Source organism: Halorubrum sp. 2020YC2 (assembly GCF_018623055.1).
Classification (GTDB): domain Archaea; phylum Halobacteriota; class Halobacteria; order Halobacteriales; family Haloferacaceae; genus Halorubrum.
Window position 1 is genome coordinate 1,572,659 of the sequence record NZ_CP076019.1, and the last position, 25,150, is coordinate 1,597,808.

At 70.9% G+C, this 25,150-nt stretch carries 24 protein-coding genes; 12 read left to right on the top strand and 12 right to left on the bottom strand.

The features are described from left to right. Positions 1–497 precede the first annotated feature (497 nt). From KI388_RS07730 to KI388_RS07755, 6 genes are all read right to left on the bottom strand, one after another. Positions 498–1,370, bottom strand: a complete 873-nt coding sequence (locus tag KI388_RS07730) for a sulfurtransferase (RefSeq protein ID WP_215086104.1) — start codon at positions 1,368–1,370, stop codon at positions 498–500. A 94-nt stretch (positions 1,371–1,464) separates the two neighbouring features. Then, positions 1,465–1,887: a universal stress protein gene (locus tag KI388_RS07735; RefSeq protein ID WP_215086105.1), complete on the bottom strand. Its 423-nt coding sequence runs from the start codon at positions 1,885–1,887 to the stop codon at positions 1,465–1,467. A 69-nt stretch (positions 1,888–1,956) separates the two neighbouring features. Continuing rightward, positions 1,957–2,943 carry a Gfo/Idh/MocA family oxidoreductase gene (locus KI388_RS07740; RefSeq protein ID WP_215086106.1) on the bottom strand — a complete coding sequence of 329 codons (987 nt, stop codon included), beginning with the start codon at positions 2,941–2,943 and terminating at the stop codon, positions 1,957–1,959. Between the two features lie 94 nt (positions 2,944–3,037). Beyond that, positions 3,038–3,571 carry a GNAT family N-acetyltransferase gene (locus KI388_RS07745; RefSeq protein ID WP_215086107.1) on the bottom strand — a complete coding sequence of 178 codons (534 nt, stop codon included), beginning with the start codon at positions 3,569–3,571 and terminating at the stop codon, positions 3,038–3,040. After that, the gene (locus tag KI388_RS07750) at positions 3,568–4,812 is read right to left on the bottom strand and encodes a TIGR00300 family protein (protein ID WP_215086108.1); all 1,245 of its coding nucleotides are present in this window, start codon (positions 4,810–4,812) and stop codon (positions 3,568–3,570) included. Before KI388_RS07750 ends, KI388_RS07745 begins: the two co-directional genes overlap by 4 nt. A 582-nt stretch (positions 4,813–5,394) precedes the next feature. After that, positions 5,395–7,296: a site-2 protease family protein gene (locus KI388_RS07755; RefSeq protein WP_215086109.1), complete on the bottom strand. Its 1,902-nt coding sequence runs from the start codon at positions 7,294–7,296 to the stop codon at positions 5,395–5,397. A gap of 131 nt (positions 7,297–7,427) precedes the next feature. On the opposite strand from KI388_RS07755, the gene KI388_RS07760 reads away from it, so the two are divergent. Both KI388_RS07760 and KI388_RS07765 read left to right on the top strand, forming a co-directional pair. Next, positions 7,428–7,940, top strand: a complete 513-nt coding sequence (locus KI388_RS07760; RefSeq protein ID WP_215086110.1) for a MauE/DoxX family redox-associated membrane protein — start codon at positions 7,428–7,430, stop codon at positions 7,938–7,940. A gap of 69 nt (positions 7,941–8,009) precedes the next feature. Beyond that, positions 8,010–8,249 (top strand): hypothetical protein, encoded by a 240-nt coding sequence (locus tag KI388_RS07765; protein WP_215086111.1) that lies wholly within the window; start codon positions 8,010–8,012, stop codon positions 8,247–8,249. 38 nt (positions 8,250–8,287) lie between these two features. On the opposite strand, the gene KI388_RS07770 is transcribed toward KI388_RS07765, so the two are convergent. From KI388_RS07770 to KI388_RS07780, 3 genes are all read right to left on the bottom strand, one after another. Next, positions 8,288–9,943 (bottom strand): methyl-accepting chemotaxis protein, encoded by a 1,656-nt coding sequence (locus KI388_RS07770; protein ID WP_215088762.1) that lies wholly within the window; start codon positions 9,941–9,943, stop codon positions 8,288–8,290. 237 nt (positions 9,944–10,180) lie between these two features. After that, complete coding sequence (locus tag KI388_RS07775) at positions 10,181–11,164, bottom strand: 5,10-methylenetetrahydromethanopterin reductase (RefSeq protein ID WP_215086112.1); 984 nt, start codon at positions 11,162–11,164, stop codon at positions 10,181–10,183. A gap of 2 nt (positions 11,165–11,166) precedes the next feature. After that, positions 11,167–11,922 (bottom strand): coenzyme F420-0:L-glutamate ligase, encoded by a 756-nt coding sequence (locus KI388_RS07780; protein WP_215086113.1) that lies wholly within the window; start codon positions 11,920–11,922, stop codon positions 11,167–11,169. Between the two features lie 429 nt (positions 11,923–12,351). On the opposite strand from KI388_RS07780, the gene KI388_RS07785 reads away from it, so the two are divergent. Together KI388_RS07785 and KI388_RS07790 are read left to right on the top strand one after the other, a co-directional pair. Then, positions 12,352–12,855 (top strand): DUF367 family protein, encoded by a 504-nt coding sequence (locus tag KI388_RS07785; RefSeq protein WP_215086114.1) that lies wholly within the window; start codon positions 12,352–12,354, stop codon positions 12,853–12,855. A gap of 91 nt (positions 12,856–12,946) precedes the next feature. Then, positions 12,947–13,420: a redoxin domain-containing protein gene (locus KI388_RS07790; RefSeq protein WP_215086115.1), complete on the top strand. Its 474-nt coding sequence runs from the start codon at positions 12,947–12,949 to the stop codon at positions 13,418–13,420. A gap of 503 nt (positions 13,421–13,923) precedes the next feature. On the opposite strand, the gene KI388_RS07795 is transcribed toward KI388_RS07790, so the two are convergent. Next, entirely contained in the window at positions 13,924–14,286 is a 363-nt protein-coding gene (locus KI388_RS07795) for a DUF5518 domain-containing protein (protein ID WP_215086116.1), read from the bottom strand. Between the two features lie 137 nt (positions 14,287–14,423). Here KI388_RS07795 and KI388_RS07800 point away from each other — a divergent pair, with 137 nt between their 5' ends. The 4 genes from KI388_RS07800 (at position 14,424) to KI388_RS07815 (ending at position 18,653) form a co-directional block, all read left to right on the top strand. Continuing rightward, positions 14,424–16,820: a cation-translocating P-type ATPase gene (locus tag KI388_RS07800; protein ID WP_215086117.1), complete on the top strand. Its 2,397-nt coding sequence runs from the start codon at positions 14,424–14,426 to the stop codon at positions 16,818–16,820. A gap of 98 nt (positions 16,821–16,918) precedes the next feature. Beyond that, the gene (locus KI388_RS07805; protein WP_215086118.1) at positions 16,919–17,953 is read left to right on the top strand and encodes a hypothetical protein; all 1,035 of its coding nucleotides are present in this window, start codon (positions 16,919–16,921) and stop codon (positions 17,951–17,953) included. Between the two features lie 93 nt (positions 17,954–18,046). Next, positions 18,047–18,346, top strand: a complete 300-nt coding sequence (locus KI388_RS07810; RefSeq protein WP_215086119.1) for a hypothetical protein — start codon at positions 18,047–18,049, stop codon at positions 18,344–18,346. A gap of 130 nt (positions 18,347–18,476) precedes the next feature. Then, positions 18,477–18,653 carry a hypothetical protein gene (locus KI388_RS07815; RefSeq protein WP_215086120.1) on the top strand — a complete coding sequence of 59 codons (177 nt, stop codon included), beginning with the start codon at positions 18,477–18,479 and terminating at the stop codon, positions 18,651–18,653. Between the two features lie 44 nt (positions 18,654–18,697). Here KI388_RS07815 and KI388_RS07820 read toward each other — a convergent pair whose 3' ends face one another. Then, entirely contained in the window at positions 18,698–19,765 is a 1,068-nt protein-coding gene (locus KI388_RS07820) for a type II glyceraldehyde-3-phosphate dehydrogenase (protein WP_215086121.1), read from the bottom strand. A gap of 184 nt (positions 19,766–19,949) precedes the next feature. Here KI388_RS07820 and KI388_RS07825 point away from each other — a divergent pair, with 184 nt between their 5' ends. Continuing rightward, the gene (locus tag KI388_RS07825) at positions 19,950–20,900 is read left to right on the top strand and encodes an aminopeptidase (protein ID WP_215086122.1); all 951 of its coding nucleotides are present in this window, start codon (positions 19,950–19,952) and stop codon (positions 20,898–20,900) included. A gap of 488 nt (positions 20,901–21,388) precedes the next feature. Here KI388_RS07825 and KI388_RS07830 read toward each other — a convergent pair whose 3' ends face one another. Next, positions 21,389–22,270 (bottom strand): hypothetical protein, encoded by an 882-nt coding sequence (locus tag KI388_RS07830; protein ID WP_215086123.1) that lies wholly within the window; start codon positions 22,268–22,270, stop codon positions 21,389–21,391. A 219-nt stretch (positions 22,271–22,489) separates the two neighbouring features. Between KI388_RS07830 and KI388_RS07835 the strand changes: the two genes are divergently transcribed. The 3 genes from KI388_RS07835 to KI388_RS07845 all read left to right on the top strand — a co-directional run bounded on the left by KI388_RS07835 (position 22,490) and on the right by KI388_RS07845 (position 25,118). Further along, positions 22,490–23,473, top strand: coding sequence for a nucleoside recognition protein (locus KI388_RS07835; RefSeq protein WP_215086124.1), 984 nt, complete (start codon positions 22,490–22,492; stop codon positions 23,471–23,473). Between the two features lie 98 nt (positions 23,474–23,571). Continuing rightward, a complete protein-coding gene (locus tag KI388_RS07840; RefSeq protein WP_007345976.1) occupies positions 23,572–23,736 on the top strand; it encodes a hypothetical protein in 165 nt (54 codons plus the stop codon). A gap of 113 nt (positions 23,737–23,849) precedes the next feature. Beyond that, on the top strand, positions 23,850–25,118 hold the full coding sequence (locus KI388_RS07845) for a CoA transferase (RefSeq protein ID WP_215086125.1): 1,269 nt from the start codon (positions 23,850–23,852) through the stop codon (positions 25,116–25,118). The last annotated feature ends 32 nt before the right edge of the window (positions 25,119–25,150 follow it).

The following is a 25,150-nucleotide window of genomic DNA, read 5'->3' on the forward strand; positions in this document are numbered from 1 at the left end:
TCCTCCTCGCCGTAAACGGCGAGGCTTCCCACGGCACTACACCGCTGGGTTGGGATATTTGCTGGTTCACGGCCTGTCGGCATGACAGGCCGATGGCGGGGCCACACCGCCGTTACTCCTATCCCGGCAGGGGACTCGGAGTTATCTTGACCGAGACACCACAGCGGTTCGAGAGTGTGTCTCGAACGTTCTGGGCCTCGGAGTCCCGATATTGTGCATTTGAGTGGGCGGTGTGACCGCCTCGGTGTACGTCATGCTACGATACACTATTAGTTAAATATCCGTATTGTTGCTGAACGTAGGTTGTGGAGGCGATGTCGGATTCACGCCCGCCGTGAACGGCGGGATTCTCTCCTCGAAGAAAGATAGGCCTTCTGGGGGTCGTTCGAGACGCGCGTCGAGGCGGTCAGGGGTCGACGGAGATGCGCCCGGTTGACGCCCCTCTGCCGGATCGGTGTCGGAAAGAGGAAACGTCGGTCAGCGACCGCGAGCCTCGCTTACTCGCCCGTCTCGATCGGCGCGCCGATGAGGTTGCCCCACTCGGTCCAGGAGCCGTCGTAGTTGCTGACGTCGTCGTAGCCGAGCAGCTCGTGCAGGAGGAACCACTCGATCGACGAGCGCTCGCCGACCCGGCAGTACGTGATCGTCTCCCCGTCGCCGTCAGCGCCGGCGGCGTCGTACAGCTCGCGGAGCTCGTCCGGGCTCTTGAACGTCCCGTCGTCGTTCAGCGTGGTCCCGATCGGCACGTTGCTCGCGCCGGGGATGTGGCCGCCGCGCTGGGCAGTCTCGTTGAGCCCCTCGGGAGCGATGACCTCGCCGGAGAACTCCTCGGGCGAGCGGACGTCGACCATCGGGATCCCCTCTTGGATCGCTTCGTCGATGTCGTCTTTGTACGCGCGGATGTCCTCGTGGGGGCCGCTCGCCTCGTACTCGCGGGGCGTGAAGTCGGGCTCATCGGTGGAGAGCGGGTAGTCGTTGTCGACCCAGTACCCCTTCCCGCCGTCGATCACGCGGATGTCGTCGTGGCCGTAGTACTTGTAGATCCAGTAGCCGAACAGCGCGAACCAGTTCGGGACGCGACCGCCGCCGTACACGACGACCGTCGTGTCGGCGTCGATGCCGCCCTCGCCGTTTCGTTTGGCGAAATTCTCCTTCGAGACGATGTCTCGCTCCGTCTCGTCGGTGAACACGGCGTCCCACTCGAAGTTCAGCGCGCCGGGGATGTGGCCCTCCTCGTAGGGCGTGTACTCCGACTCGTCCGTGACGGTCGGGTTGTTGATCTCGACGAGCCGGTGATCGGAGTCGTCGTCTTGGAACGCGTCGAGGTTCGATTCCACCCAGTCCGCCGTGACGAGTACGTCTTCGGGCATCAACATCCGTTAGGCACCCAACCGGTTTTGAAGGCCCGATAACGGTGGTCCTTGCCAGCGTCTCTGACGCTCCTCCCGATTGCGACCCGTGGACCTAGCGGATCACCGTCACGGGAACGCTCGCCTTGTCGACGACGCTCTTCGCGACGCTGCCGACGACCTGCTCGCGCTCTTCCGAGAGGCCGCGGTGGCCGACGTAGATGGCGTCGACGGACTCCGCGGCCGCGTGATCGGTGATCGCGTCCGCCGGGCGCCCCGTGAGCAGTTGGGTCTCGACGGTGATCGGCTCGTCGACCGCCTCCTCCGCGACGCCGCGGGCGCTCTCCAAGACGCCCTGTCCGGCCTCGACGGCGGCCTCCTCGCCCGGGAGGATGATCGTCCCGTCGACCAGCTCCGAGTCCGGCGTCAACACGTGGGCGATCTCGAGCGTCTCGTAGAACGCGACCGCCTGTCGCGCCGCGTACCGGACGGCTTCGTCGCTCTCCGTCGACCCGTCGGTCGCAACGAGGTAGCTCATACGCGGAGATGGGTCCGAGGGACACATAATTCCTGCCGGGCGTTCCCGCCCCGCGACGGCGCGGTCCGACTATCTCCCGTCGCCCGCTCCGGGTCGAACCCGGTCCCCCTCGGAGGCATGTATCGCGTCGAGCACCTCTTGGACCCGCGTCGCCTCGACGAAGGAGACGAGGTCGCCGCCGTCGCCCTCGACCGCCCCCGCGAACTCCGTCAGGAGCGCGCGCACCGTGTCGCCGCGCTCGTCGACCAGCGTCTCCTCGTCCCCGCGGCCGCGGTTCCGGATGAGCCGATACCACTCCGTCAGCGACAGCGACGCCTCGTCGCCGCCGACGGTAATGTCGTTCGCCCCCTCGCCCTCGTGGTCGCAGAGCAGGTCGATCGTTCCTCGGACGCCGTCCGCTCGGAACGTGCCGACCACGTCGTCCTCGTAGGCCTCCGGTCCGGAGTAGCCGACGTCCGCGGAGACGGCCTCTATCGGACCGAACAGCTCCTGAACGCCGAACAGGAAGTGCGTGCCGACCTCGCGCAGCGGGCCGCCCTGCTCGCGCGACTCCAGCCACGTCACGTCCTGCCACTCGCGGGGCCACTCCGGGAACCGGAACCGGAGTTCGACACGGCGCGGCTCGCCGACCTCGCCCGCGGCGATCGCCTCGCGCAGGCGGACGAACCCCGTCGTGTAGCGGAACGGGAGGTTCACGGCCGTGACGCGGTCGGTCTCCGCCGCGAGCGAGACGAGTTCGCGGCCCGTCTCCGCGTCGGCCGCGATGGGCTTCTCGCAGATCACGTGCCTGTCGGCCGCGAGCGCGTCCGCGACCACCTCGCGGTGCGCGAGCGGCGGTACGCCGACGTACACCGCGTCGAGGCCGTCGGTCTCGACGAGCGAGGCGTGGTCGGTCGTCGTCGCGGTGCGGTCGGTGCCGTGGTCGGCCGCGAGCGATGCGGCGCGCTCCGGGTCGAGGTCGCAGGCGGCGGCCAGTTCGTACCGGTCGTGCTCGTCTATCGCGGCCGCGAGGCGGTTCCCGATGACGCCGCAGCCGACGATACCGATCTGTATCACGGCCGTCGAGAGCGGTCGGACGCGCTTGTAGCTTCGGGAGTCGGAACGGATTTGCGACGGATCCGCGGGGCGGCTCCGCCCGGCGGCCGCCGGTTCAGGCGTCGTCCAGCGGCCGCGCGGCCATCTCGCCCCACGGCTCGAAGCCGCGGCGGTCGTAGAATCCCTGCGCGCGCTCGTTCGCGGGGTCGACGTCGAGGACCATCCGGTCGAGCGGGAGGTCCTGGTCGGCCGCGAGCGCGAGCGCGGCGTCCAGCAGGTCGTCCGCGACGCCGGTGCCGCGGTGCTCGGGCGCGACGTACAGCTCGTTCAACACCGCCGCGTCCCAGACCATCGCCAGCCGCTCGGGAAGGACGAAGACGTAGCCGACCACTTCCTCGCCCTCCGCGGTGCCCTCATCGCTCGCCCCATCGTCGACCGCGACGGTCACGCACCGGGGGTCGTCGTCGACGCAGCGGTCGACCCAGCGGAGCCACCGCTCGCGGTACGCGTCGGTGAGCTTCCCCTCGTAGGCGGCCGCCTTCCCCTCGCCGCCGGTGTTCGCGCCGAGACCGCGCTCGAAGGCGACCTTCGACGCGTACAGTCCCTCCGCGTCGCGCTCGCGGTCGTACGGGCGGATCTCGAGCGTCATTCCCCTCCCTCCAGCACGAACTCCGCGAGCGTCGGGACGAAGGTTCCGATGTCGGTCACCATCCCGATCGCCTGCGCGGAGCCGCGGTCGAGCAGCTGGGTGACGGTGGCGGGGTCGATGTCGACGCAGACGGTCTTCGTCGTCGACGGGAGGCAGTTCCCGACCGCGACGGAGTGGAGCAGCGTCGCGAGCATGATAACGAGGTCGGCGTCGTGGGCCTGCTCGCGGATCGCGTTCTGCGCCTCGACCGCGTCGGTGACCGTGTCCGGGAGCGGGCCGTCGTCGCGGATCGACCCCGCGAGGACGGTGTCGACGTCGTTCGCGACACACTCGTACATCACGCCCTCCGTGACGATTCCCTCCTCGACGGCGGCCTCGACCCCGCCCGCCCGGATGATCTCCGAGATGGTCCAGATGTGGTGTTTGTGGCCCTTCCGCGGGTGTTCGAGCGTCTCGACGTTCATCCCGAGCGAGGTGCCGTAGATGGAGCGTTCGAGGTCGTGGGTGGCGAACCCGTTGCCCGCGGAGAGCGCGTCGACGTAGCCCCCCGCGACGAGATCGGCGAGCGCGTCGCCCGCGCCCGAGTGGATCACGGCCGGCCCCGCGACGACCATCACGTTACCCCCCTCTTCTTTCACCGCGCGCAGCTCCGCTGCGACCTCCCGGATCGTCGACTCCGAGGGGCGCTCGGCGGAGACGCCGCCCTGCATGAAGCCGAACGCGCCGCCGCCGCTCCGCGGGCGCTCGGGCGGGTTCACGCGGATCCCGGACTCGTCGGTCGCGATGAGGTCGCCCGCCTCGACCGCGTTGAGCGTCTTGGTGTAGGCGCGCGGGGAGCCGTCGACGGCACCTTCGGGGTCAATAACCAGCGCGCAGTCCATCTCGATCCGCTCGACGTCGATCCACTCGCCGTCGTACAGCACCTCTGTCGGGTGGTTGGTCGTCGAGTAGAAGTCCGGCGGGACCACCTTGTCGGCGGGCGCCGCGACGAGTTCCACCTCGGAGGGGTCCTCTAACACCGCCCCGTTCTGGTGGAGTTCGTGGAGGATGTCCCGCAGCGTCTCGGGGTCGTCCGCGGAGACGGTCAGCCGGCAGTACGACTCCTCGGTCTCGTGTTTCCCGACGTCGAACCGCTCGACGTCGAACGAGCCGCCCAGGTCCATCACCGCGCCGAAGCAGCGCTGTATCGTCCCGCTGTCGATGATGTGGCCCTCCAGCTCGACCGTCCGCGAGTGGGTCATACGGGGGCGTCGCGTCGACGGGGGAAACGCGTTTCCCTCGCTCTGTTACGACTCTTCAACGGAGAGGAGTCCGACGTATCTCTCGCGCGGTACGGAAACGCCGGCGAACGGTAGCGAGGAAGGATGAAGTAGTGTTGTTGTTCGGTTGTTTATAAATCGGATTGTGGTGTTGCCGTCGGCTACTTATCCGTGAACGACGGCGCGGTGACGATCTCGAAAGGGTCAGCCGTTCGCTTATAAACGGCTACCAACAGATCGGTGGAGAACACCGCTGAAGTTCCAGCCATCCACTTATAAATGAGTGTCAGTAGATCGACCGCGAACACCGCCAAAGCCCCAGCCGGGAGGGCGCCGTACGCTCGCTGTGCTCCTCGCTCAGTCACTTCGTTCCTTCGCTGCGGTGCTTACGTCGCCTACGGCGCCCTCCCGGCTGCCCCTTTGAGTCACACCCCGCCCCGCACGGCACCGCGCCTCACACCTCCCCAGCCTCGTCGGTGGTCCTCCGCTTCGCTCCGGACCACCGACTCCCTCGCGCGTGCGGTGCGCGCCGCGATGCGGCGCTCACCGGCACGCGCCACCGCCTCAGATCATCCCGAGCGCGGTGAGGATCTGGTTGCCGAAGATCATCGCGATCAGCCCGGCCAACATGACGAGTCCGGACGAGACCGTGATCGTCCGCACCGCGGCGTGTCGGTCGCTGATCGGGACCCGGCTGATCACCGCCTCCGCGACCATCCGGAGGATGCGGCCGCCGTCGAGCGGGAACGCCGGGAGGCAGTTGAAAAGCGCCAGCTGGATGTTGATCCACCCCGACCAGAAGAGGAGGTTCGCGAGCAGGAAGACGCCGCCCCCGAGCGCCGCGAGCGGCCCCTCGACGACGAAGAAGTTGGTCAGGTCGCCGGTGAACCCCGCGAAGTTGAACGGGAGCCCGAACAGGCTGCCGAGCGGGAGGATGAGCGCGACGAACACTAAGCCGAGCGGCGAGTCCGTGATCCCGCCGAGCGGGAGCCCGTCCGCGGCCTCCTGCCCGCCGTCGCCGCCGAGCAGTTCGAGGTACGCGCCGGCCGGGTACTCGGTGACGCCGACGTCGTCGAGCGCCAGCCCGCTCGTGCCGGGGAAGACGCTGACGCCGATGAACCCGCCGTCGCGGTTCGGGTGCGGGTCGAGTTCCACGTCGTAGGTGTCGCGCTCGCCGTCGCCGTCGTAGACGGTGACGGGGACGGTCTCGCCCGGCTCGCGCTCCCCGAGGACGGCCGAGAGCGCCTCGTTGTCGACGACGCGCTCGCCGTCTATCGAGACGACCGTCAGCGGTTCGCCAAGCGTCGCGCCCGCGTCGTGGAGCGGGCCGTCCTCCTGAACCCCGACGACGTACGCGCCGATCGGCGCGTCGGAGACGGTGACGGCGCCCTCGTCGTCCGCGGTCTCGACGCCCGTCGCGTTCTCGGCGCCGGGCGCGTCGCGGACCTGATCGAGCACGGTCTGGTTGCCGGTCACGGTCAGCGTCGCGCGCTCGTCGCCGCCGACCGCGGCGAAGAAGTCCGACTCGGTCGCGACCGGGTCGCCGTTCACGGCCGCGATCGTCACCGGCTGCTCCTCGATGGTCACCCCGAGGGGGTTGCCGCCGGCGGAGCCGACCACCTGTAGCTCGCGGTCGACGGTCAGCGTCTCCCGTGTCTCCCCGTCGTCGACGGTGAGCGCGACGGAGTCGCCGGCGTCGGCTATCGCGGACTCGAACTCGCCGCTCGTCTCGACCGGGGCCCCCGCCACCTCGACGATCCGGTCGCCCTGCGAGAGGTCGGCCGCGGCCGCGGGGGAGTCGGGGTTCACCTCACCAACGGCGTAGCCCGCCGCCGGCGAGATGGCGCCGACGACCGGACCGAAGAGGAGCGCGAAGACGACGACCGTGAGCACCGTGTTCGCGGTGACGCCGGCCGCGAACATCCGGGCGCGGGCGCCGCGGGAGGCCTCCTGCGTCGCCTCCTCGTCCGGTTCGACGAACGCGCCCACCGGGAGCAGCGCGAAGAAGACCAGCCCCATCGAGTCGATGTCGATGTCCTCGACCCGACAGAGCAGGCCGTGGGCGCCCTCGTGGATCACCATCGCGCCGGCGAGGCCGGCGACGATCTCGGGCGCGACCGACAGCGGGAGGAAGTCGTTGACGCCGGGGATGATGAGGAAGTTCTGCGGCTGCTGGATCGCGGAGGGCTGCGCGTTCGTGAACGCGGACATCGCGGACGAGAGGATGAGCGCGAACGACGCCACCATCGCCACCAGGGCTCCGCCGAGCCCGAGGTTCGCGACCGCGCGCCAGAGCCGCTTCGGCGCCGCGAGCCGGCCGAGGAAGGCGCGTCCGCGGAGGGTCCGGAGGGTCAACACCGGCCCGGAGACCCTGAACGCGTCCGGGAGGGCCCCCCTGTTCCGCAGCCACATCGCGACCGCGGAGTAGGCGAGGACCCCCGTCAGCACCCAGAACAACGTGTTCATTACCGACCCCTACGGCTCGGCCGTCCCTAAGGGGTTCGGTTCCGGGAACCCTCGGCCCGGCCGCGCCCGCGCCGCGGCGGACCCCGGTTCGATCGGGAGGACTGATAGGCGTCCCGCTCGTGTGCCGAGACATGACCGACACAGGCCGACCCGGATCGACCGACTGCGACGCCGCGCGCCCCGATTCGTCGGGGCCCTCCGAGCCGACCGAATCGCGGGGCGACGGGTCCGGGAGTTCCGGGCGGTCGCTCGCGCCGCTCATGGGAGCGGTGTACGTCGTCGCCGGGATCGCTCACTTCCTCGCCCCGAAGCGGTTCGCGGAGGCGGTCCCGCCGGCGTTTCCCCGCCCGGTCGGACTGGTGTACCTCTCCGGGATCGCGGAGATACTCCTCGGGGTCGGCGTCGCGCTGCGGCGGACCCGTCGCGCGTCGGCGTGGGGGGTCGTCGCCCTCCTCGTGGCGGTGTTCCCGGCGAACGTCCACCTCGCCCGCCGCGAGGTCCTGAGCGACCTCGTGCCGGACCGACTCGTCGGACCGGCGCGGCTCGCGGCGTTGGTCCGGCTCCCGTTTCAGGGCGTCCTGATCGGCTGGGCGCTGCGGTACGCGCGCTCGGACGACGACCCGGCGTCGGAGGCGGAGGCGTAGCCGGGCGAGCGGGGACCGCGCGGCGCCGCGAACTCAACACCCAAGTACCCCCCGGCCCAACCGTGGTCCATGATCGCGCTCATCGACTTCGTCTCTCGGGTGGTCGGAGACATCGGTCGGTTCGTCGACATCTTCCTGAACGACCTAATCTTAGGCGCGGGCGACCCGCTGTCGGCGCTGCTCGTCGTCGTCGGACAGGTGATCCTCTTCGGCGCCGTCGCCGCGTTCGGCTACGCCGCTGTCGGCGCGCTCCTCGGTGAGATCGGCGTGAACCTCCCCTCGCTCGGCGGTCGCGGCCGCTCAGAATAGCCGGGCCCGCGACTTCGCTCGATCTCAGACCCCGCTCCTCAGTCGTCGTCTCCCGTCGCCGGCCGCGGCCCCGGGCCGCCCGCCGGACCGCCGGTCGTGTCCGCGGGCGCGCCGTCCCCGCTCGGCACTTCGAACTCGGTGAGCCGCGCCAGTAGCTCGTCGGACTGGTCGGAGAGGGTGTGAACCCGCCCCGTCACCTCGGAGACGGTCGCGGTCTGTTCCTCGGCCGCGGCCGCGACGGTCTCCGCCTCGGTCGCGGTCTGTCCGCTCACGGAGGCGACCCCGTCGACCATGTCGACGACCTCCTGCGTCGTGCGCGCCTGGTCGTCGGTCGCGTCGCTGATCTCTTGGACCGTCTCGTCGACGGTCGTCACGTCCTCGACGACCCCCTCGAACTCCCGCAGCGTCGACTCGATCGTCTCGACACCCTCGGCCACCTCCGCCTCCATCGCCTCGGCGTCGGCCGCGGTCTCCGCGGACGCCCGCTGGACCTGCTCGATGCGCCCGGAGATCTCCGCTGCGGACTCGCGCGTCTCCTCCGCGAGCGACTTCACCTCGTCTGCCACGACCGCGAACCCGTCGCCGGAGCCGTCCGCGCGGGCCGCCTCGATGGAGGCGTTCAGCGCGAGCAGGTTGGTCTCCTCCGCGATCTCGTCGATCACGGCCGCGATCTCGTCGATCTCGCCCACCCGCTCCGCGAGGTCGGTGACCGCGGCGGCCGTCTCGCCGATCCGCGTCTCCAGCGTCTCCAGCTCCGCGATCGCCTCCGCGGCCTCCTCGCGGCCGGACCGACCGCGCTCAGCGGCGTCGCGCGCCGTCTCGGCCGCGTCGTCCGCGCTCGCCGCGATCTCTTCGACCGTCGCGGACAGCGTGTTCATCTCGGCGGCGATCGCCTCCAGCTCGTCGGTCTGTTCGGCCGCGCCGTCGGATATCTCCTGAACCGAGCCGGCCATCTCGCCGCTCGCGTCGTCGACCTCGTCCATGCTCGCGCGCACGTCGTCGGCGGTGTCGGCCACGTCGGCCGTGAACGCGCCGACGTCGCCGATCGTCCCGCCGAGCGTCGCGACGAGCCGGTTGTAGTTGTCGACGAGCTCCGCGTACCGCCGCTCGTCGGTCGCCAGCGCGTCCTCGTCGATCGTGGCCGTCAGGTCGCCGTTCTGGGCGCGCTCGGCGGCGTCACCGAAGGCGTCGACGAGGGCCTCCAGCTCGGTGGTGTAAGCGGCGAGGTTCCCGGCCATCTCGTCGAGCGACCGACCGAAGGAGCCGGGCACTTCCTCGTCGAGCGCCGGGTCGTCGAACTCCTGCGCCGCGAGCGCCTCCGCCTGCGCGGAGACCGTCGTGAGGTAGCCGCGGACCTCGTCGAACGCGCCGACGAGGCTGCCGATCTCGTCGGGCTGAGTCGGGTCGAGCGCGTCGCCGGCCTCCCGGTCGTCCCCCTCGATCTCTCCCGCGGCGATCGCCTCCGCCTCGCGCTCTAACGCCCGAATCGGACCGGAGAAGTCGCGCCGGACGATGAGCAGGGTGTTGTAGATGGCGACGACGGCCCCGAGGAACAGCGCCCCGGAGACGACGTACGCGGCGGTTCCGGAGACGAGAAACTGCGTGAGGAAGATGCCGACGGTGACGAGGAACTGGATGCCGACGGCGGTGACGACCTTGCGCTCTATCGATTCCGTGACGTTGAGCGCGTCCATCGTCCGCCAGAGGAGGGCCTCGTACCGCCCGCGTACCCCCGGGCGGCGCTGCCGTGTCGTAGACATGATCGGGTCTCGATGAGAACGGGTTATGAATCCCTCGGCAGCGTTATCACGAGCGATTCTCGATTGTCAGGGGGCGAGAATCCGCCGACCGCACGAGCGTCGGCTGCGAGACCAAGCGGGACCGATTCAGAAAGGCCAACGGGACAGATCAGCGAGGCTCGTCGCGCCCGATCAGAACAGCCCGTCGACCGCCTCGGCCGCGAGGTCGACGGCCGCCTCCAGGTCCGGGCCGAGCGGCGAGCCGACGACGAGTCCGTCGGCGTGGTCGGCCACGGCGGCAGCGCGTTCGCGCACGGTCTGGGGGGTGCCCGCCATACAGAACGCGTCGACCATCTCCGGGGTCACGCGCTCGAAGGCGGCCGAGAACTCGCCGGCGGAGACGCGGTCGCCGATCTCCGAGGCCGCGTCCGGGTCGATCCCGTGACGCTTCAGGACGGGCGGGGCCGCGCCCGCGGCGATGAACGCGACCGGCGGACGGGCGGCCTCGCGGGCGGCGGTCTCGTCCTCCGCGACCGAGACGGCGGCGTACGCGACGAGGTCGAAGTCGCCGCGGTCGTCGGGGCGGTCGGAGAGTCCGTCGTCGACCTGTTCGCGGGCCCACGCGAGGTCCTTCGGGTGCGAGCCGTTGTACAGCAGACCGTCGGCGTGCTTCGCGGCCATCCGGCACATGTGCGGGCCCTCGCCGCCGACGTGGACCGGGATTGCGGCGCCCTGCGGCGGCTCGTAGTTGAGCCCCGCGTCCGCGGCGTCGAAGGTTCCCTCGTGGTCGACGCGCTCGCCGGCCCACAGCTTCTGGGCCGTCTTGAACGCCTCCAGCACGGGGCGGAGGCCGCGCTCGTCTGCGAGTCCGAGATTCGCGAGCGTCGAGGGGTCGCCCGGGCCGAGTCCGAAGACGGCGCGGCCCCCGGAAGCCTCGTCGAGGGTGGCGACCTTCGAGGCGAGCGTCACGGGGTGGGTCTCGTAGGGGTTGGCGACACCCGGGCCGAGCCGGACCGAGTCCGTGGCGGTCGCGAGCCGCGAGAGGAACGCCCACGGGTCGCGGTTGTTGTAGTGACACGTCGAGTAGACGGCGTCGTAGCCGGCGTCCTCGGCGCGGACGCCGAGGTCGACGAGGCGGGACAACTCGTGTTCGGGGGTGAGTTCGATACCGAGCATGGTTACTCCTGAAACTCCCACTGTCGGAGGGCCTGTCGCACGAAGTCGCCCTCGACGTCGCGGAAGTGATTGTCCGAGCCGTCGTGGTCGCCGAACGCCCAGTCGCGGACGACGACGACCGGGGTGCCGCCGGCGCCCTCGCCGGCGACGAGGTTGGCGGCCGCGGCGAGTTCGTCGATCACGTTCTGGACGGTGACGCCCATCTCCCGGCCGTCGCGGTCGCGCTCGCCGCGCCAGTCGCGGCTCGCGGGCGTCCCGGCCCACCCGATCGCGACCCCGCGCTGGCCGTGTCGGAACGGGCGGCCGCAGGTGTCGCTGACGACGACGCGGTCGGCGGCGAGCCCGTCGCGGATTCGCTCCGCGCTCTCGGTGGGGCGCTCCGGGAGCAACAGCAGGTCGCCGTCGGGGACGTTCGACCGGTCGATCCCGGCGTTGACGCCGATGTGTCCGAAGCGGGTCGCGGTGAGGAGGAAGGGGGCCTCCATGATGAGCTCCGTCGACTCCTCGATGACGGCCTGCGCGAAGCGTGGGTCTTTCTCCTCGCCGGCGACGTCCGCGAGCCGGTCCGCGACCTCCTTTGCGCGCGGGCTCGCCGGGAAGTCGTCGAGGTCGAAGACCCGTCCCTCGGCCTTCGAGACGACCGTGCTGGCGACGACGACGACGTCCTCGGCGCGGACGTCGACGCGCTCGTCGATCATGGCCGCCAGATCGTCTCCCTCCCGGATTTCTGGGAGGTCCGGGACCGCGAACAGCTCCATGCAATCACCTGCGCGGCGACGAGGAAAAACCCCGCCGGTACCGGGTTGGCTTGACGCTACCTAGGGCCGAGCGGCCGGAGCGCGAAGACGAATCCATCTATCAGATAGTTATTTCGATATATCTACGTGGAACGTGAATACTCTTCGCAATACGGTGAACGAATATTAGGTGATACGCTGAATATCGATTTATTTGGCCAAACAGTTTTCTGCGGCGAGCGGCGACCGCCGACCGCGATGCGAGACCCAACGAGCGACGACGAATCCGAGCCGATAGAGACGCGGACGCGCGTTCCGTCGAAAAGCGACGACTCCGAGCCGATCGCGACCACGACCCGCGCCCCGTGACGGGCCGCGGGCGGTCGTCTCGTCTATTTTTCCGCCGAATCCGTCCGCACCGCTTATAGGCGGCTCCGTCGAACCCGGGGTGTGGAACTCCACGTCCGGTACGAGGGCGACGACGACCCCGACAAGTGCACGGCCCGGAAGCTCTCGCGGTTCGACCTCGCGGAGCTACACCGCTCGGACCGCGCGACGCCGTACGGAGTCGTCCTCAACCCGCACGCCGAGCGGGCGCTCTCGCCGGCGGACGCCGACCTCGCGCGCGAGAACGCCCTGGTCGCGCTCGACTGCTCGTGGGAGTCGGCCGGCGAGAAGATGTTCTCGCTGCCGGGCGAGCACCGCGCGCTCCCCTACCTCGTCGCCGCCAACCCCGTGAACTTCGGCCGGCCGATGCGGCTCACGACGGTCGAGGCGTTCGCGGCCGCGCTGATCGTTCTGGGGGAGCGCGACCGCGCCGAGCGGGTCCTGTCGAAGTTCACGTGGGGCGAGACGTTCCTCGAACTCAACGCGGAGCCGCTCGGGCGGTACGCCGACTGCGAGGACTCCTCGGAGGTCGTCGCGATCCAGCAGGAGTACCTCGACCGGGGGTAGCTCTCGCCCGTCTCGAAGCGTCCCGCGCCGATACCGGCACCGAACGGGGTCGCGACAAGCCTTTTGCCTGAATCGGCCGTACGAGCGATCGATGGTATCCACAGGCGACGCCGCACCCGCGTTCACCGCGACGGTCGGCACGAGCGACCACGAGCCGTTCGACCTCGACGACGAGATAGGCGACGGGCCGGTCGTGCTCGCGTTCTTCCCCGGCGCGTTCACGCCGCCGTGTACGAACGAGATGATCGCGTTCCAGGAGCGCGCCGACGCGTTCGCGGAGGCCGGCGCGACGCTGTTCGGGGTCAGCGCCGACTCGCCGTTCTCGCAGGGCGCGTTCCGCGAGGAGCACGGGATCGAGTTCGACCTCGTGAGCGACATGGCCGGCGACGCGATCCGCGCGTACGACCTCGAGATCGACATCGCGGACCTCGGGCTTCACGGCATCGCGAATCGGGCGGTGTTCGTGATCGACGACGACGGTCAGGTCGTCTACGACTGGGTGGCCGACGACCCGACGAACGAACCGGACTACGACGCGGTGCTCGACGCCGTCGAGAGCGCATAAGAAGTAGCTGCTCTCGGAGTAGTTGGTTCCGTTGCCGTTCCAGTCATTCTTTTGTGAAACGTCGAGGCACTCGTAGTGATATCCTTCTTCAAGCTCCCGACCGTTCTCTTATAAATGTCTGCTGCTGGATCAGCAGAGAACACCTCCAAAGCCCCAGCCGCGAGGCGGGCGCACGCTCGCTGCGCTCCTCGGTCGCTCACTTCGTTCGCTCCCTGCGGTGCTTACATCGCCTGCGCCCACCTCGCGACTGCCCCTTTGAGTCCCACCCCACCCCGCACAGCAACCGCACCTCACACCTCCCCAACCTCGTCAGTCGCCCTCCGCGTTGCTCCGGGCGACTGACTCCAGCGAGGGACCGAAGGTCCCTCTGGCAGCCGGCGGCTTCGCCGCCGGCGACCTCGCGCGTGCTCCTCGCGGCCGCCTTCGGCGGCCCCTCGGAGGCACGCGCCACCGAAAAAGGCCCTCCTACGACTCGGTAAATCGCACAATCTCGAAAAACGGTCTCACTCCCCGACGACGCCGCCGATGGCGCCCGCGAGCGCCGAGTCGACCGCGAACAGGAGCGTGAGGAACAGCCCGACGACGAACACGCCGGCACCGCCGAGCAGGCTCCCGAGCGGCCCGCCGGCCAGCCCGACGAGGCTTCCGAACGCGGCGAGGACGAGGGTCACGGCGACCCCACTCACCGACCCCGCCAACAGGCCGTGCCAGAACCCGGAGAGCAGGCCGCCGCCGGCGAGGTAGCCCGCGACGAACCCCCCGACCAGCCCGGCGGCCGCGTGTCCCACGACCGGGACGGCCGTCGCCAGCACGCCGGCGATCAGCATCACCGCGAACCCGTACCCGACGGCGCGCCAGTCTGTCATGGCCCGCGGTAGCCGACCCGTGTATAAATACTCGCGGGTGATTTGCTATTTATAGTACCAAATTTAATAACTATTTATAAAACATCGGCCGAGAATGGTAGCCGAATTAATAACGCTGCGACCGGTAGGGGGAGGCAATGAGCGCCTCACGCGAATCGACCGGTCCCGACGACGGGGCGACGGACCGTCCCGAGGGAGGAACCGCCGACCGCTCCGACGGCACGAAGCTCCGGCTGGCGGTGCCGGACATGGACTGCTCGTCGTGCGCCGGCAAGGTCGAGGGCGCGCTCGACCGCGAGGGCGTCCTCTCGGTCGATACGCGGCCGACGACCGGGGTCGTCGTCCTCACCTACGACCCCGACACGACGGACGTCGAGGCGCTGACGGCGGCCGTCGAGGGCGCCGGCTACGCGGTCGCGGACGCCGAGTCCGACGGCGTCGCAGACGACCTGTTCACGAGCCCCCGCGCGGTCGCGACCGCGGTCGGCGGCGTCTTCCTCGCGGTCGGACTCGCCTTGGAGTGGCTGCTCCCCGGGCTCGACCCGACGTTCGCGACCGTCGGCGGCGTCGGCTTCCTCGGCCCGTGGGCCGTCACCGGCGCGTCGGTCGCGTACCTCGTCGCCGTCGCGGTCGCCGGACCGCCCATCCTCCGGAACGGCTTCTACTCGCTGCGGGGGCTGAGCCTCGACATCGACCTGCTGATGAGCGTCGGCGTCGTCGCCGCGCTGCTCGTCGACCTCCCGTTCGAGGCGGCGACGCTCGCGGTGCTGTTCTCGGTCGCGGAGCTGCTCGAACGCTACTCCATCGACCGGGCGCGGACCTCCCTGCGCGAGCTGATGGAGCTGTCGCCCGACGAGGCGGTCGTGATCCGCGACGGCGACGAGGAGACGGTGCCCGTCGAGCGCGTCGCGACCGGCGAGCGGCTGGCGGTGCGGCCCGGCGAGCGCGTCCCGCTCGACGGGGTCGTCCGCGAGGGGTCGGGCGCGGTCGACGAGTCCCCGATCACCGGCGAGTCCGTCCCGGCGGAGAAGGAGCCCGGCGACGAGGTGTACGCCGGCTCGATCAACGAGGCCGGCTACCTCGAGGTCGAGGCGACGGCGGCCGCGGAGGACTCGACCATCGCGCGGGTCGTCGAACTCGTCGAGGCCGCCAACGGCGAGGAGACGCGCGCCGAGCGGTTCGTCGACCGCTTCGCGAGCGTCTACACCCCGATCGTCGTGGCCGGGGCGATCGCCACCGCGACGCTCGGGCCGGTCCTCCTCGGCGGCGGCGCGGAGACGTGGTTCGTCCGCGGGCTCACGCTGCTCGTGGTCGCGTGCCCGTGCGCGTTCGTCATCTCGACGCCCGTCAGCGTCGTCTCCGGGGTGACCGCGGCCGCCCGGAACGGCGTCCTGATCAAGGGCGGCGAACACCTGGAGGCCGCCGGCGACGTCGACGCCGTCGCGCTCGACAAGACCGGGACGCTCACGCGCGGCGAGCTGTCGGTGACCGACGTGGTCCCGCTCGGCGGCCGCGACGCGGGCGACGTGCTGGCGTGCGCGACCGCCATCGAGCGCCGGAGCGAGCACCCGGTGGCGGAGGCCATCGTCGCGCGCGGCGAGGAGGCCGGCCGCGAGTCCGACGGCGAGACCGCGGTCACCGGCTTCGAGGCGCTGACGGGCGAGGGCGTCCGCGCCGACCTCGACGGCGAGACCCACTACGCCGGGAAGCCCTCGCTGTTCGAGGAGCTCGGCTTCGACCTGAGCCACGCCCACGTCCGGTCGGACGGCGGCGTGGTCCGGGAGCGCGACGGAGACTCGAAGGCCGCCACCGAACCCGAACCCTGCGACCACGGGCAGTACCTCGACCTGGCGAGCGAGACGATCCCGCGGTTACAGGCCGAGGGGAAGACGGTCGTCCTCGTGGGGACCGAGACGGAGCTGGAGGGCGTCATCGCGGTCGCGGACACCGTCCGCCCGGAGGCGGCGTGGGTCGTCGACCGCCTCCACGAGCTCGGGATCGACCGCGTCGCGATGCTGACCGGCGACAACGAGCGGACCGCCCGAGCGATCGGTGACCGCGTCGGCGTCGACGAGGTCCGCGCCGAGCTGCTCCCCGACGAGAAGGTCGCCGCCGTGCGCGAACTCGCGGCCGAGACGGAGGGCGGCGTCGCGATGGTGGGCGACGGGATCAACGACGCGCCGGCGCTCGCGGCCGCGGACGTCGGGATCGCCATGGGCGCCGCCGGCACCGACACCGCCATCGAGACCGCCGACGTGGCGCTGATGGCCGACGACCTGACGCGGCTCCCGTACGTGATCGACCTCTCCTCGCGCGCGAGCGAGACGATCCGGACGAACATCGGCGCCTCCCTCGCCGTGAAGGCGGTGCTCGCCGCCGGCGCCCCGCTCGGCTACGTGAGCGTCGCGATGGCCGTGGTCGTCGGTGACATGGGGATGAGCCTCGGCGTCACCGGGAACGCGCTCCGCCTCGGGAACGTCGAGCCGGCGGAACCGCCGGAAGCGGGGGCGGAATCCGCCGAATCGAGCGCGTAGCGGGGCGAAGCCGGTCTCCCCGTAAGCCGCCCTCCCCCGCGTCGATCGGCTCCGACCGCCCTCACGCTTTTTATTCAACCGGCGACAAGCCGACTCGTATGCCCTCCGAGAGCGGAACCGCTTCCGCGGCCGCGGACGCCGTCGATTCCGCCGAGCGCGTCCTCGCGGACGACGACCGGGACGAAACCGGCGACCGCGACGAACTCGACGACGGCGAGGAGACCGAGTCCCGCGACCGCGAGGCGACCGCCGACCGCGGGGCGACCGCCGACCGCGACCCGATCGAGTGGGGACCGGTCCGGCACGACCGGATCCGGTCGCTCGCGGCCGGGGCGACGGTCGGAATCGTCGGCGCGGTCCTCGTCGGGGTCGCCGCCGTCGTCGCCGCGATGGTCCCGCGGGTCGCGGCCGGGGAGATCGCGCTGCCGGGCGTCGGTCTCGGCGCGGGGGCCGTCGCCGCGGGGGTCGCGGTCGCGGTCGCCGTGACCCTCGCACCGGCCCTGTACCTCTGGTACCGCGAGACCTCGGCCGACGAACTGACCGGCGCTCGGCTGCGCGAGACCATTGGGGCGCTCAGCCCGGGCTGGACGCTCACCGGATTCGGCGGCGTCGTCGCGGTGATGCTGGCGCTGCCGACCGACTTCCTCCCCGCCTTCTGGTCGCTGTTCTGGCTCGTCTGGTTCGTGCCGGCCGTCGTCCAGTCGTCGGGCGTGGGCGTGCGGGTCGACCTGACCGAGGGGACGGTCGAGCGGACGTATCCGAGCCAAGAGCGGACCCGGAGCGACGACCTCGGCTCCGCGGTCCGGACGCGGCGGATAGACCTCCCGTGGACGACGCTGTTCCTGCTCGCGTACCGAGGGAACGCGTGGTACCGGTCGACGCCGTGGCTGTTCGTCCCGTCCGGCCGGGCCGACGAGGTCGAGTCCGCGCTCGACGCGGTACTCTCGGAGAGCGACGGCCCGGACCGTGCGAGCGTCCCCGAGCGGGTCACCCTCGCCGTCTTGGGGTCGTTCTCGCTCGTCGTCGGTCTCCTGATGACAGTCGCGGGCGGCGAGGGGGCGGGCGGGCTGGCGCTGGCGCTGCTTTCGGCCCCGTTCTCGGTCCTGTTCCTCGCGCTGGCCGCGCGGCTGTGAGCCGGCTACGCGCCCGCGTCGCGGTCCCTCCGCGACACCGGACGTGACACCCCCTATCACGCGACTCATATACCCGCGTCCCCTAGGTCGGGTATGGACAGACAGCGCCTCGAAAGCGCGCTCGACGACGAGTTCGGCGGGACCGAGGCCGAGCGGCGCGCCGTCTCGCGGGCGGCCCGCGACCTCGTCGACTCCGAACGGCCCTCCGAGGACCGCGGCCACGGCCTGACCGTCACCGGCGTGATCGGGCACCTGGAGGACGCGCCGGACGGCTCCTCGCTGGTCGAGCGGTGGAACTGGTGGATGGGCGCGCTCGACGCCGCCTACGGCGGCTACGACTACTTCACGGTGCGGTTCGTCGAGGACGACGAGGCGACCGGTCTCCGCCGGTGAGGCGAGGCGGAGCCCGGTCGTCGGCCGCCGACCGCGTTCGGATCGCACGGTAACGACTCGCAGCCGTCCACTTTCACTTTCACTCCGCGGATGGCTCGCTTATAGGGGCGTTCCGGACCGATTCGGAGGTATGAGCGCAGTCACCGCCGACCGACCGCGGTACGCGACGCCGACGCGCGTGGACGTCACCGACTGTCGAACCGACCGCCTGCCCGAGCGGGTCAGAGCGAACCGCGTCGACGGCAGCGAGGTCCACCTCGAACGCCGCGGCGGGCGGACGTTCCTCGTGACGCGACCGACGGAGTGACCGTCGGGTCGAAACGGTAGCGCGAAAGAGACCGGTCACCGCCCTCAGTCGTCGGCCGTCAGTCCCGCCCGCACGAGTTCGCCGTCCCCGAGTCGGCTTTCGAGACCGACGCCGAGCGTCTCGTTCGTGCGCGCGATCGACTCCGCGGCGCCGACGTCGGTCGCCATCGCGCGGATCGCGTCGACGTTCTCGGGGACGACGTCCGCCTCCTGGTGGACGTTCTGGAAGAGGTACAGGTCCCGCCCCGTGACGCTTATCGACTCCTCCCAGACGCAGTTCTCCCAGAGGTCGCCGCGGGGGCGGCCGGCGTCGGCGGCGTACTCCTTCAACGCGCCCGCGCCGTCGATGCCGGCGGCCTCGGGGACGAGGAAGATCCGGCCCTCGTCGGCGAGGAGGTCGCGGACGGCGGCCGGGTCCGGGTCGGTCGCGAGGGTGACGTTGACGCTGTGGGTGTGCATCCCCGTGACCGGCGCCTTCAGCGCCGCGGTGTCGACCGCGACGTCGGGGAGGACCTCGTTCACGTCCGGGCCGTGGTGGGAGGGGACCGTCGCGGGGTCGGGGACGATGTCGTTTATCGGGCCGCGGTCGGTCTCGCTCGGGTCGCCGCCGCGGCGCACGAGCGTGACGCGCGCCTTCTCGACGCCGAACCGCTCGTCGAGCGGCGCGAGCAGCCGCGAGAGCGCGGTCGTGTTGCAGGAGACGACGCGGACCGTCTCGGCGCCGCGGGCGGCCTCGAACCGGCCGCGCGCGTTGAACGAGGTCTCCGCGACCGCTGCGTCCTCGCCGCCCTGGAACACCGCCGGGGTGTCGTGCGCCTCGTAGACGGGGGCGTTGCGCTCCCCGATCCCGGAGGGCGCGCAGTCGACGACGACGTCGACCGCGTCGAGTAAGTCGGTCAGGGTCCCGGAGAGGTCGACGCCGGCCGCCGCGAACTCGTCGGCGCGGTCGTCGACCGCCGCGTACAGGTCGTAGCCCCGCCGGGTCGCGGCCTCGACGCCGTAGTCCGGCGACGCCTTCGTCACGCCGACGAGATCCATGTCGGGCTGGGCAGCGACGGCGTCTGCGACCCGTTTCCCGATCGTGCCGTAGCCGTTGACGCCCACGCGTGTCATATCCGCTCGTCTCTCGGGCACCGACATAATGTTTTCGAGGAACGCAAAATGAAATTAACTACCCCACGAGTAAGCTGTCGGTTAATTCGACGCCGATCGGCACCGGACGTAAATAATTCAATTACGGAATAGAGTAAAAACGGCGATGACAAGGCCTAACGCCCGTCCGTTCGGAGACGCGCACATGGCAGCCGACCTCTCGGAGGGCGCGGCGACCGCGGTCGAACAGTGTCTGAACGTCTCCCCGGGCGAGTCCGTCGTCGTCGTCACCGACGACGCGCGCGAGCCGATAGGCGAGGCGCTGTACGCGGCCGCGAGCGCCGTCACGGACGACGCGACGATACTGCGCTACCCGCCGGCCGGGCAACACGGGACGGAGCCGCCGGCGCCGGTCGCGGCCGCGATGCGGGAGGCGGACGTCTTCCTCGCGCCGACGACGAAGAGCCTGAGCCACACCCGCGCCCGCGGCGCGGCCTGCGACGCCGGCGCGCGCGGCGCGACGCTCCCGGGGATCACGGAGGCCGTGTTCGCGACCGGTCTCGACGCCGACTACGCCGCCATCGACGCCGCCTGCGACGACGTGCTCGAAGGGGTCGCGGGCGCCGACGAGGTCCGCGTCACCGCGCCCGCCGGCACCGACATCACCTTCGGGACCGGCGACCGCGAGTGGCTCGCGGACACGGGCATGGTTCACGAGCCGGGCGACTTCTCGAACCTCCCCGCCGGCGAGGTGTTCGTCGCGCCCGAGACCGCGACCGGGACGTTCGTCGTCGACGGGACGATGATGCCCCACGGGCTCCTCGACGACGACCAGACGCTCGCCTTCGAGGTCGAGGACGGCCTCGTGACCGACATCTCCGACGACGCGATCCGCGCCGACGTGGAGGCCGCGGCCGACGAGGTCGGGGACGCGGCGTACAACCTCGCTGAGCTGGGAATCGGGACCAACGGCGGCGTCGAGGAACTGGTCGGCTCGGTCCTCTTAGACGAGAAGGCGGGCGGCACCGTCCACATCGCCATCGGGGACAACGCCGGCATCGGCGGCGAGACGGACGCGCCGCTCCACCTCGACGGCATCATCCGGAACCCGACCGTCTACGCCGACGGCGAGCCGATTGACCTGCCGAGCGCGTAAGGCGGCCCAGAACGAGAATCTAACTTTTCAGTTATAAATGAACGAGGCGGTGGCGTCGCCGGCGGCTCTGCCGCCGGCTGCAAGAGGCGCGTCGCGCCTCCCTGCGTGCCGACGAGCGCCCATCGGGCGCGAGTCGCACGCGCGAGGGAGTCAGTCGGCCGGAGCGTAGCGGAGGCCGACTGACGAGGCTGGGGAGGTGTGAGGTGCCGTGCGGAGCGGTGCGGGGTGGGACTCAAAGGGGCGGCTGTGAGGCGGGCGCAGGCGACGTAAGCACCGCAGGGAGCGAACGAAGTGAGCGACCGAGGAGCGTGGTTCGAGACGCCAAAGGCGTCTCGCCATCACGAAAGGCGCAAAGCGCCTTTCGAACGACAGCGAGCGTGCGCCCGCCTCACAGCCGGGGATTTAGAGTGAGCCGCCGCCGATCCGCCCCCGACCATTTATAAGCGATCGACGGGAGATACGGTGGATCGCAACACCCGATCGACGACCTATTCGACGACCGCGAGCGCCACGCCGTTCACGTCTCGAACGCCGACCACCTGGTGGCGCCAGCCGTCACCAGCATCCACGCAGAGCGTGCCGGCGTCCGTGACGGCGACCGAGACGCCCGGGCCGTAGCCGAGCGCGACCGCCGTCTCGTCCACCGGAAGCTCAGCGACCGCCCACGTCTCGCCGTCCCACTCGCTCCCGCCGGAGTGAACCAACAGGTCGCCGTCGACGACCGCCATCGCGTGGCCGTCGCCGTCGCTCGCGACCGCGTCCGCGGCGCGCTCTCGCGCCGTCATCCACCCGTTGCCGAGCCAGTAGAGTCCGGAGCCGGTCGCCGCGAGCGGCATCCCGGCGCCGGCCGCGTCGCGCGCATCGTCCAGCCCGACGTCGACGAGGGTACCGTCGGTGACCCGGTACACGCCGTCCGCGGCCGCGACGAGGGACGCGTCGACTGCTCGCGGATCCGCGACAGTTCCGAGTCCCGTCGTCGACGCGACCGCCGCCCCGCATTCCTCGAACGCGACGCGCTCGACCGTCCCGTCCTCGCGGGCGACGATCACCCCCTCACGACCGCCCGCCGCGCCGACCGCGACCGCCGGGTCGTCGTCGACGAGCGCGAAGTCGGGGTCGTCCGCCACCGCGGCGACGGAGAGCCCCCCGGGCGTCGCGGCGGCGACGAGGTCCGGCGCGTCGCCGCACGCGAGGACGGCGACGTCGCGCGCCGGGTCGCGCGAGACCATGTCGAACGCGCCGACCTTGTCGGCCGACAGCGAGACGCGGACAGTCCCGGCCGCCGTCGCGACGTAGGCGTCGGTGCGGCCGGCGCTGCCCGCGTACACGCGCTTTTCCTCGATCGAGATGTCGTCCTCGGCGGGAGCCATCGCCCGGGGATTCACCGGCGGGAGGCATAAGCCCCGCGCGGCGCGGCCACAGTCTTCCCCCGCGCGGCGCGGCCACAGTCTTCCCCCGCACGGCGCGGCCGCAGCCCTCCCCAGCGCGGTCGCGACCTCCCGGACCCCGGCGCGGCCGCGCGTTCCGACGACCCGAGAACGCCCGCGCGTTCCGACGGCCATTTGGTCGCCGCCGACCTACCGCGGCGCGTGCAATCGGTCGCCGCCGACCTCTCGACCCTGCTCGCGGACGTGGTCCCCCGGCTGGCCCGGATCACGGCGTTCATCGCGGGCGGCGTCTTCGCCGCCAACGTCGCCGTCGCGTTCGGCTTGGTCCGGTACGTCGCCGGGATCGCGGGGTGGCTCACCCGGCCCGCGAACCTCCCCGACGAGGTCGGCACGGCGATCCTCACGACCGCGGCGTCGACGACCGCGGGCTACGCCACCTTGGCGGAGTTCCGCGAGTCGGGGCTGCTCGACGACCGAGCGACGCTCGTCGCCGTGGTGATGAACACGTTCTTCGGGTTCGTTCAGCACGTGTTCACCTACTACGTCCCGGTGTTGATCCCGATCCTCGGGGTCACCACCGGCGCTGTCTATGTCGGCGCGCGCGCCGGTATCGCGCTGCTCATCACGGTCACGGGCGTGCTCGCGGGCGGCCTCCTCCTCTCCGAGGCGAACGTCGACCGGGCCGCGCTCGACGACGTCGACGCGACCGGGCCCGAGGACGACGACCGCACCGACCGGGAGCGCGTCCGCGACGCCGCGGGGAAGTCGTGGAAGACGCTCCGCCGGATCGTCCCGCGGCTCGCGGTCGTGTACACGCTGGTCATCTGGCTCGTGACGGCCTACGACGTGGCGGCGCTGACGAGCGTCGCGGAGCCGATCACGGGCGTGCTGGGGTTACCGGGCGAAGCGGTGCCCGTCATCGCGGTGTTCACGCTCGACACGACGGCGGGCGCGGCGACGCTCGCCGGGACGGAGGCGGGCACCTTCACCACGCGCACCGCGGTCGCGTCGCTGCTCATCGGGAGCATCCTCTCTTTCGCCGTCTCGACGTTCCGCCGCTCGATCCCGTTCCAGTACGGGATCTGGGGCGCGTCGTTCGGCACGAAGGTGATCGTCGTCAACACCGCCCTGAAGCTCGTCTTCATCTCCGCGACGGTCGCGCTGCTGCTCGCGCCGGTGTGGTGAGGCCGCCGGTTCCGAGGAGCCGACGGCCGCGGCGACCGACCGCGGACCGCGTCGCCCGAATCAGTAGGTTCAACACCGCCGCCGACGGATCGGCGCACATGGCGCTCGAAAAGGACGTGGACTGTCCCGCGTGCGGCGAGACCCGTTCGTTCTACCGGACCGCGGCGATGACGCTCCACTTAGGCGAGAAGACGAAGTGGCGCTGTCCCGACTGCGGCTACGGCTACGTCGAGATCGACGGCATCGACACCCTGCCGGCCTGACCGGACCCTTCTCCCCGTCCCTCGCTTCCGACGCTCCCGCAAGGCTCACTAGCCCCGCGGCTGAGGCGGATGCATGAACCGGACACGGCGGCGGTCCGCGGAGGCGATACCGCGTGGTCGGTGAGGCCCGCGAGCCCGAGGGCGACGTCGGCCCGCTCGACGGGCTCACGGTGCTGGACCTCTCGCGCGTGCTCGTCGGCCCGTTCTGTACGATGCAACTCGGCGACCTCGGCGCGGAGGTGATCAAGGTCGAGCGTCCCGGGCAGGGCGACCAGACCCGGACGTGGGTCCCGCCGGCGTTCAGTAAGGGCGACGCGGACGGGGGAGACGGCGAGGGCGCCGCGAGCGCCTACTACGTCAGCGTCAACCGTAACAAGCGGTCGGTCCAACTGGACCTCACCACCGAGGCGGGCCGCGCGGTCGTCCGCGACCTCGCGCGCGAGGCCGACGTGCTCGTCGAGAACTTCCGGGTCGGCAAGACCGCGGGGTGGGACCTCGACTACGCCGACCTCGCGGAGGAGAACCCCGGACTCGTCTACTGCGCCATCTCCGGGTACGGCGAGTGGGGGCCCGACCGCGACAGGCCCGCCTACGACATCATGATGCAGGCGCGGGGCGGGTTCATGTCGTTCACGGGCGTCGAGGGCGGTCCCCCGGTCCGGATCGGGGTCGCGCTCGCGGACGTCGGCGCGGGGATGTACGCGACGCAGGCGGTCCTCGCGGCGCTGCTCGAACGCGAACTCGGGGACGGGCGCGGGCAGAAGATCGACGTGAGCCTGCTGGACGGGCAGGCCGCCTGGACCAGCTACATGGCGACGAACTACTTCGCCAGCGGCGACGTGCCGGGCCGCATGGGGAGCAAACACCCGAACATCGTCCCCTATCGGGCGTTCGAGACGGCGGACGACTACGTCGTCGTCGCCTGCTCCTCGGACCGGTTCTGGCCGCCGCTCTGCGAGGCGCTCGACCGACCCGACCTGCTGGCCGACGAGCGCTTCGAGACGAACGAGGGGCGCGTCCGGAACCGCGAGGTCCTCGACCGCGAGTTAGAGGAGACGTTCGCCGCGATGACGACGGATGACGCGGTCGCGGCCCTCGACGCGCACGACGTGCCCGCGAGCCGCGTCCGCGACGTGAGCGAGGTGTTCGAGGACCCGCAGATCGAGGCGCGCGGCATGCTCGCGGAGGCCGAGCACCCGACCGCGGGCACGGTGCGGTTCCCCGGCTCGCCGATGCACTTCTCGCGGACGCCGACGACCGTCCGCCGCCACCCGCCGGCGCGTGGCGAACACACGGAGTCGGTGTTACGCGAGTACGGCTACGGGGACGACGCGCTCGACGAACTGCGGGACCGCGGGGCGATCTCGGAACGCTCTGAGTGAGATAAAAAAGTCAGCGCGACCGGTACCGTCTC